Origin of the sequence: Thermoflexus sp., from assembly GCF_042408365.1 — a bacterium.
Taxonomy (GTDB): Bacteria; Chloroflexota; Anaerolineae; order Thermoflexales; family Thermoflexaceae; genus Thermoflexus.
The window spans coordinates 21,614-27,875 of record NZ_JBHOQJ010000135.1 but is presented as its reverse complement, the minus strand read 5'-3'; the positions used below and the strand labels follow the sequence as shown (position 1 = coordinate 27,875).

3 protein-coding genes are annotated in these 6,262 nt (G+C 67.1%); 2 read left to right on the top strand and 1 reads right to left on the bottom strand.

Annotated elements, in window-relative coordinates; translation table 11 throughout:
* Nucleotides 1-140 precede the first annotated feature (140 nt).
* Both ACFMO5_RS06220 and ACFMO5_RS06215 read left to right on the top strand, forming a co-directional pair.
* Entirely contained in the window at nucleotides 141-1,289 is a 1,149-nt protein-coding gene (locus ACFMO5_RS06220; RefSeq protein ID WP_376791892.1) for a glycosyltransferase family 4 protein, read from the top strand.
* Between the two features lie 159 nt (nucleotides 1,290-1,448).
* Nucleotides 1,449-2,873 (top strand): undecaprenyl-phosphate glucose phosphotransferase, encoded by a 1,425-nt coding sequence (locus ACFMO5_RS06215; RefSeq protein ID WP_376791891.1) that lies wholly within the window; start codon nucleotides 1,449-1,451, stop codon nucleotides 2,871-2,873.
* Between the two features lie 159 nt (nucleotides 2,874-3,032).
* Here the strand turns inward: ACFMO5_RS06215 and glyS are convergent, their stop codons facing one another.
* Nucleotides 3,033-6,044 (bottom strand): glycine--tRNA ligase subunit beta, encoded by a 3,012-nt coding sequence (gene glyS, locus ACFMO5_RS06210; RefSeq protein ID WP_376791890.1) that lies wholly within the window; start codon nucleotides 6,042-6,044, stop codon nucleotides 3,033-3,035.
* Nucleotides 6,045-6,262: the final 218 nt, after the last annotated feature.

Below are 6,262 nucleotides of genomic sequence, written 5' to 3'. Positions count from 1 at the left end.
CCCCCCCCCCCCACCCCAAAACCCTTCCCCTCTCACCGCGGCCCCTCGGGCGCCCGCAGTCCGAAAAGGCTTCTCTTCCCGCAATTGTGCGTAAACTCTATGATGATGAAGCCAACCATCCTGGTTGAGGAGCCCACCGCGTGCGCTCGGATGCCGCTCGGGTTCGAATCGCCCTGAACGCGCAGCTGCTGGCCGGCGAGGCGTCTTATCGGAGCGCCGGGATCCATCGCTATATCTATGAGGTCCTGCGGCGCTTGCCTCGGCAAGCGCCGTGGATCGCTTTCACGGCGTTCATCGGGCCGCGTTCCGCTCCTCCGGATGCGCCGGGGATCCGCTGGGTTCGCACGCGCTGGCCAACCCATCAGCCGCTGATCCGTATCCTGTGGGAACAGCTGGCCTTCCCGCTGCTCCTCGCCCGGGGGGATTGGGATCTGCTTCATGCCATGGCCTTTGTGGCGCCGCTGGCCCTCCGCCTGCCGGTGGTGGTCACCGTATATGATTTAAGCTTCGTTCGATATCCGCAAGCCTTTCGGGCGGGGAACCGGGCCTATCTGCGCTTGTTCACCCGCCTCACCTGCCAGCGCGCGGCGGGGATCCTGACGATCTCCCAAGCGGCCCGGGAGGATTTGATCCGCCTCTGGGGGCTTCCCCCGGAACGGGTGGCAGTGGCCTATCCCGGGGTGGATCCCCGCTTTCGCCCTCGGCCGTTGGAGGAGGTGGCCGCGTTCCGGGCCCGCTATGGCCTGCCGGATCCGTTTATCCTCTACGTAGGAACGCTGGAGCCGCGGAAGAACCTGGAGGTCCTGCTGGAGGCCGTCGCCCGCTTGACCCCGCCGGTGCCGCTGATCCTCGTGGGGGGGAAGGGTTGGAAGCCGGCTTTCCTCCCGCGGTTGTGGGACCTGGAGCGGGAGGGTCGGGCGCGTTGGATCGGATTCGTACCGGATGCCGAGCTTCCGCTGTGGTATAATGCGGCCACCCTTTTCGCCTATCCCTCGCGGTATGAAGGGTTCGGGATGCCTCCGCTGGAGGCGATGGCCTGTGGGACTCCAGTGATCGCTGCCCGGGCGTCCTCCCTTCCGGAAGTCGTTGGGGAGGCGGGTCTGCTGATCGATCCTGGAGATGTCGAGGGCTGGGTGGAGGGGATCCGTTCCCTAGTGCGCGATGCGGAGCTTCGGGAAACGCTGCGGGGCCGGGGGTTGGCGCGCGCCCGCCGATTTACCTGGGAGGCCACCGCGGAGGCCACTGTGGCGCTTTATAATAAAATTACGCATAACGATTTGTCCGCTTGAGTTTCGATAACATTCGATAGATAGGTGTGGCTGCTCTCCCCTTCTTCCCCTTCCCCGCGGCGCTTTGGGCCGCGGGGAGGGATGGGAAAAAACCTTCGGCGGCCCTAATCCCGAGGATCTCCAAGACCCACATAGGCAGAGTCAGGGGAATTCCAGTCCATGGCGGACCGAAGGATCCCGTGGTGGTGGCGGTGGCTTCGGATCGGCCTGGATCTTGCCGTGATCCAGGCCGCCTTCGTATTGGCTTATCTGATGCGTTACCGGTGGGAATGGTTCCGCGAAATCACTTTCGATGCTCCGTTTTCCGCCTACATCCCCTTCCAGATCGCCTGGACCATCCTCCTCCTGTTGTTGTTCCGTCTGGATCGGGTGTATCCCCCGCAGATGGGGGCGCCGTGGCTGGAGGAGATGTATCGCATCCTCAACGCGGTGGCCAAGAGCACCCTGGTGCTGATGGCCGTGGTGTTCTTCTCGCAGTCCCTCTTCTATTCCCGGTTGATGTTCCTCGAGGCCGCTCTGCTGTTGGTCTTGTTGCTGGGGGTTCTGCGCTTCCTGGAGAGCCGGGCGGAGCGGATGCTGCGCCGGCGGGGCATCGGGGTGGTGCGGGCCTTGATCGTGGGGGCGGGGGATTTAGGAAGAGCGGTGATGCGGGCGGCCCTGGCCCGGCCGGAGCTGGGATATCGAATCATCGGCTTTGTGGACGACGATCCGGAGAAGGCCCGCACCGACATCGGCCCGTTTCGCGCCCACGGCACCCTGGACGATCTGCCCAGGGTTCTGCGGGAAACCTCGGTGGATGAAGTCATCATCACATTGCCGATGGTTTTCTATGATCGGATTCAAGAGGCCGTACAGCATTGCGAAGCTCGTGGGGTCTCTGTGCGGATTGTCCCGGATCCTTTCCAGCTCACCCTGAGCCGCCTCGACGTGCAGGATCTGGATGGGATCCCGTTGATCGGGGTGCGGGAGGTGCGGTTCTCCCCGGGGCAGTTCCGCATCAAGCGGGCGATGGATTTGATCTTGGCCTCGCTGTTGCTTCTGGTTTCGGCGCCGCTGATGGCCCTCATCGCCCTTGCGATCAAGCTGGACTCCCCCGGCCCGGTCATCTTTCGGCAGACGCGGGTGGGGAAGGATGGACGGTTGTTCACGATGTATAAATTCCGGACGATGCGGGTGGGCGCGGAGCAGGAACAGGAGCAGTTACGGGCGTTGAACGAGGCCAGCGGCCCGCTCTTTAAGATCCGGAACGATCCGCGGGTCACGCGGGTCGGTCGGATCCTGCGCCGGCTGAGCTTGGACGAGCTGCCCCAGCTGTTCAATGTGCTGAAGGGGGAGATGAGCTTGGTCGGGCCGCGCCCGCCGGTTCCCTCGGAGGTGGCGGCCTACAAGCCTTGGCAGCGCCAGCGCCTGGCCGCAGTCCCCGGCATGACCGGGCTGTGGCAGATCTCCGGACGCAGCGATCTCACCTTCGATGAGATGTGCTTGCTGGACATCTACTACATCGAGAACTGGTCGCCGCTGTTGGATTTGGAGATCATGCTCCGTACAATCCCTCGGGTCATTGTAGGGGAGGGGGCGTATTAATCCTGAGCGCTGCTGTTCAGGCCTCGCGGGAGGATGGGGAAGGGCTTCACCCCCCTGGATCCTCCCTCCCCACGGCCCTTGGGGCCGTGGGGAGGGAGGATGGAAAACCTTTCGGCTCCCACCGTACGCGTTGGGGAGGCTACGCGGCGATGGGCCGCGCTAGAATCCCTCCAGTCGGCTGAGGTCGGCGATGCCGTTCGCGAGATCCGCGACGGCGCGGAGGAGGGCCAGGCGGTTGCGGCGGATCGCTTCCTCTTCATGCATCACCAGCACCTCCTCGAAGAACCGATCGATCACCGGCGCCAGGCGCTCCAGCGCCGACACGAGGTCTTCCACCGGGCGATCCGGTCGCACCCGATCCCGGGCCTCCTGCACGGCGTCCCACAGGGTCCGCTCCGCCTCGGTCTGGAAGCGCGTTGGATCCACCTCCGGGGCGGGAAAGCTTCCCTCGCTTTCGGCCTTGCGCAGGATCCGCACGCACCGGCTGTAGGAAGCGAGCAGCCGCGCCCAATCCGGCCGTTGCACGGCCTGTTGAAGCGCTGCGGCCGTCTCCGCCGCCTGAGCCGGATCGTCGCCCCGGGCGGCGAGGGCCGCCTCGACCACGTCGTAGCGGTATCCCGCCTCCTGAAGGGCTGCCCGTTGCCGGCCGATCAAGAAAGCGCGAACCTCCTCCACCGTTTCATGGCTCACCGGAACCGGCTGGACGGCGGCCGCCGCGGCGATGGCCTTCGAGAGGGAGAACGACAGGCGATGGGCGGTGAGGACCTGGACCAGGCCGGCGGCCGCGCGGCGCAGGCCGTAGGGGTCCGCCGAGCCCGTGGGCGCCAGCCCGACGGCGAAGAGGCCCACCAGGGAATCCAAGCGATCGGCGATCCCCAGGGCGATCCCCGGCCGGGTTTGCGGCAGGGCGTCCCCGGCGAAGCGCGGGAGATAATGCTCGAAGATCGCGACGGCCACGGCCTCCGGCTCGCCGCCCTTCCGGGCGTATTCCTGCCCCATCACCCCTTGAAGCTCGGTGAACTCGATCACCATCTGGGTGGCGAGGTCCGCCTTGCACAAGTGGGCCGCCCGGGCCAGGACGCGCCTCTCTTCCTCGTTGAGGCCCAGCATCGCCCCGATCGCGGGGGCCAGGGCCTCCAGGCGGCGCGCCTTGTCGAGCATGGAGCCGAGCTGCTCCTGGAAGGTGAGGGTGGCCAGGCGGGGGAGGAAGGCCTCCAGGGGCTGCCGCGTGTCGTGCTCGTAGAAATACGCGGCGTCGGCGAAGCGCGCCCGCAACACCGCCTCGTTCCCCTCGCGCACGATCTCCAGCCCCCGCCGTCCGCCGTTGCGGACTGCCAGGAAATAAGGGAGCAGCCGGCCGTCCGGACCGACCACCGGGAAGTAGCGCTGGTGCTTGCGCATGACCGTGATCAGGACCTCGCGGGGGAGGCGGAGGGCTTCCTCATCGAAACGCCCCCGCAACACCGTGGGCGTTTCCACCAGGTTGGCCACCTCCCGGAGCAGCTCCGGATCCTCCGGCACGGTCCCTCCCACCTCCGCGGCCAGCCGCTGGAGCTGCCTCCAGATCCGCGCGCGGCGCTCCTCCGGGGAGAGCACGATCCGGGCCCGACGCATGGCGGGGAAGTAATCGGCCGACTGTTGCAGGCGGATCACCGGCGAACCCCCGGGACGGGACCCCCGGGTCTCCCGGCCGCTGGAGACCCCGGCGTAGGTGAAGGGGATGACCTCGCGGCCGTAGAGGGCGACGAGCCAGCGGATGGGTCGGGAGAAGGCCACGCCGCTGCCGTTCCAACGCATGCTCAGCTCGAACTTCAGGCTGGCGATCAGGCGAGGGAGGAGGCCGGCGAGGACCGGGACCGTTGGCTGCCCCTCCGTCCGCTTGAGCGCCCCGACGTATCGCCCCTCCGGCAGATCCCGCACCGTGAGGGCCTCCACAGGCACTCCCTGGGCGCGGGCGAAGCCGAGGGCGGCAGGGGTCGGCCGGCCTTCGGCATCGAAGGCCACATGGGCCGGAGGGCCTTTCACCCAAGTCTCCACCGGCCGCGTGCGGGGTTGCAACCGGCGGACGTAGACCACAAGCCGGCGGGGGGTGCCGTGGACCTCGAGGGCCTCGTACGCCAGGTGGGCCTCATCGAACATGGCCGGGGCGTTCGCGGAGAGCTGGGCGAGGGCGGCCTCCAGATCCCGGGCCGGCAGCTCCTCCGTCCCGATCTCCAACAGGAAATCCGCCGCTGTCTCCACAACGGGAAACGGGGGCGTTGGCGCGGGCGCCGGCGCGGGCGGGGCTTTCTTTAGGAATGGGTAGTTCAAGCGCTCCCGCTGCTGCAAGTAGAGCATCGCCACCTGGCGCGCCAGGTCGCGCATGCGGGCGAAGTAGCGGGCGCGCTCGGTCACCCCGATCGCCCCCCGGGCGTCCAGCAGGTTGAAGGTGTGGGAGCAGCGGAGCACGTAATCGTGGGCCGGGATCACCAAGCCGCGCTCGATGCAAGCCCGGGCCTCCGCCTCGTAGTGTTGATAGAGCTCCCGGAGCCGCTCGATGTCGGCCAGCTCGAAGTTATACACGCAGTGCTCGATCTCGGACGGCTTCAGGATCTCCCCGTACGTGTGGGCCCCGTCCCAATTCAGCTCCCAGACGGAGGGAACCCCCTGGAGGTAGAGGGCGATCCGCTCCAGCCCGTAGGTGATCTCCACCGCCACGGGGTCCAGAGGGAGGCCGCCGGCCTGCTGGAAGTAGGTGAACTGGGTGATCTCCATCCCGTCGAGCCAGACCTCCCAACCCAGCCCCCAAGCCCCCAGGGCCGGGGACTCCCAGTTATCTTCGACGAAGCGGATGTCGTGGCGGCGGAAGTCGATCCCCAGGGCCCGGAGGCTTTCCAGGTAGAGCTCCTGGGGGTTGCCGGGGTCGGGCTTGAGGATCACCTGGAACTGGTGGTGCAGCTGCATCCGGTTCGGGTTCTCCGCGTAGCGCCCGTCCGCCGGCCGGTACGAAGGCTCCACATAGGCCACCCGCCAGGGCTCGGGACCCAGCACCCGCAGCACCGTGGCCGGGTTCATGGTCCCAGCCCCCACCTTCTCGCTGTAAGGCTGCCAGATCAGACATCCCTGTTCCGCCCAGAACTCCTGCAGCCGAAGGATGATCTCCTGGAACGAAAGCGCGCGCCGCGCGGCCATTCCCTTCCTCCCGTCGACAGATGCGAACAACAGATAGGGGCACGCCTGGCGTGCCCCTATCCATTATGGCATAGATGGAGGAGGCGAAGGCAGCAGGGAAGGTCCCCGGCCTGCCCATAAACGGAGCGCCGGGGTTGGCCCCGGCCTCCCTGCGCCGATGGGAGATCGGCTTTCTTCGGCGCTTGCGCGCCGGGCGTCAACCCCCGTTAATGTCTTTA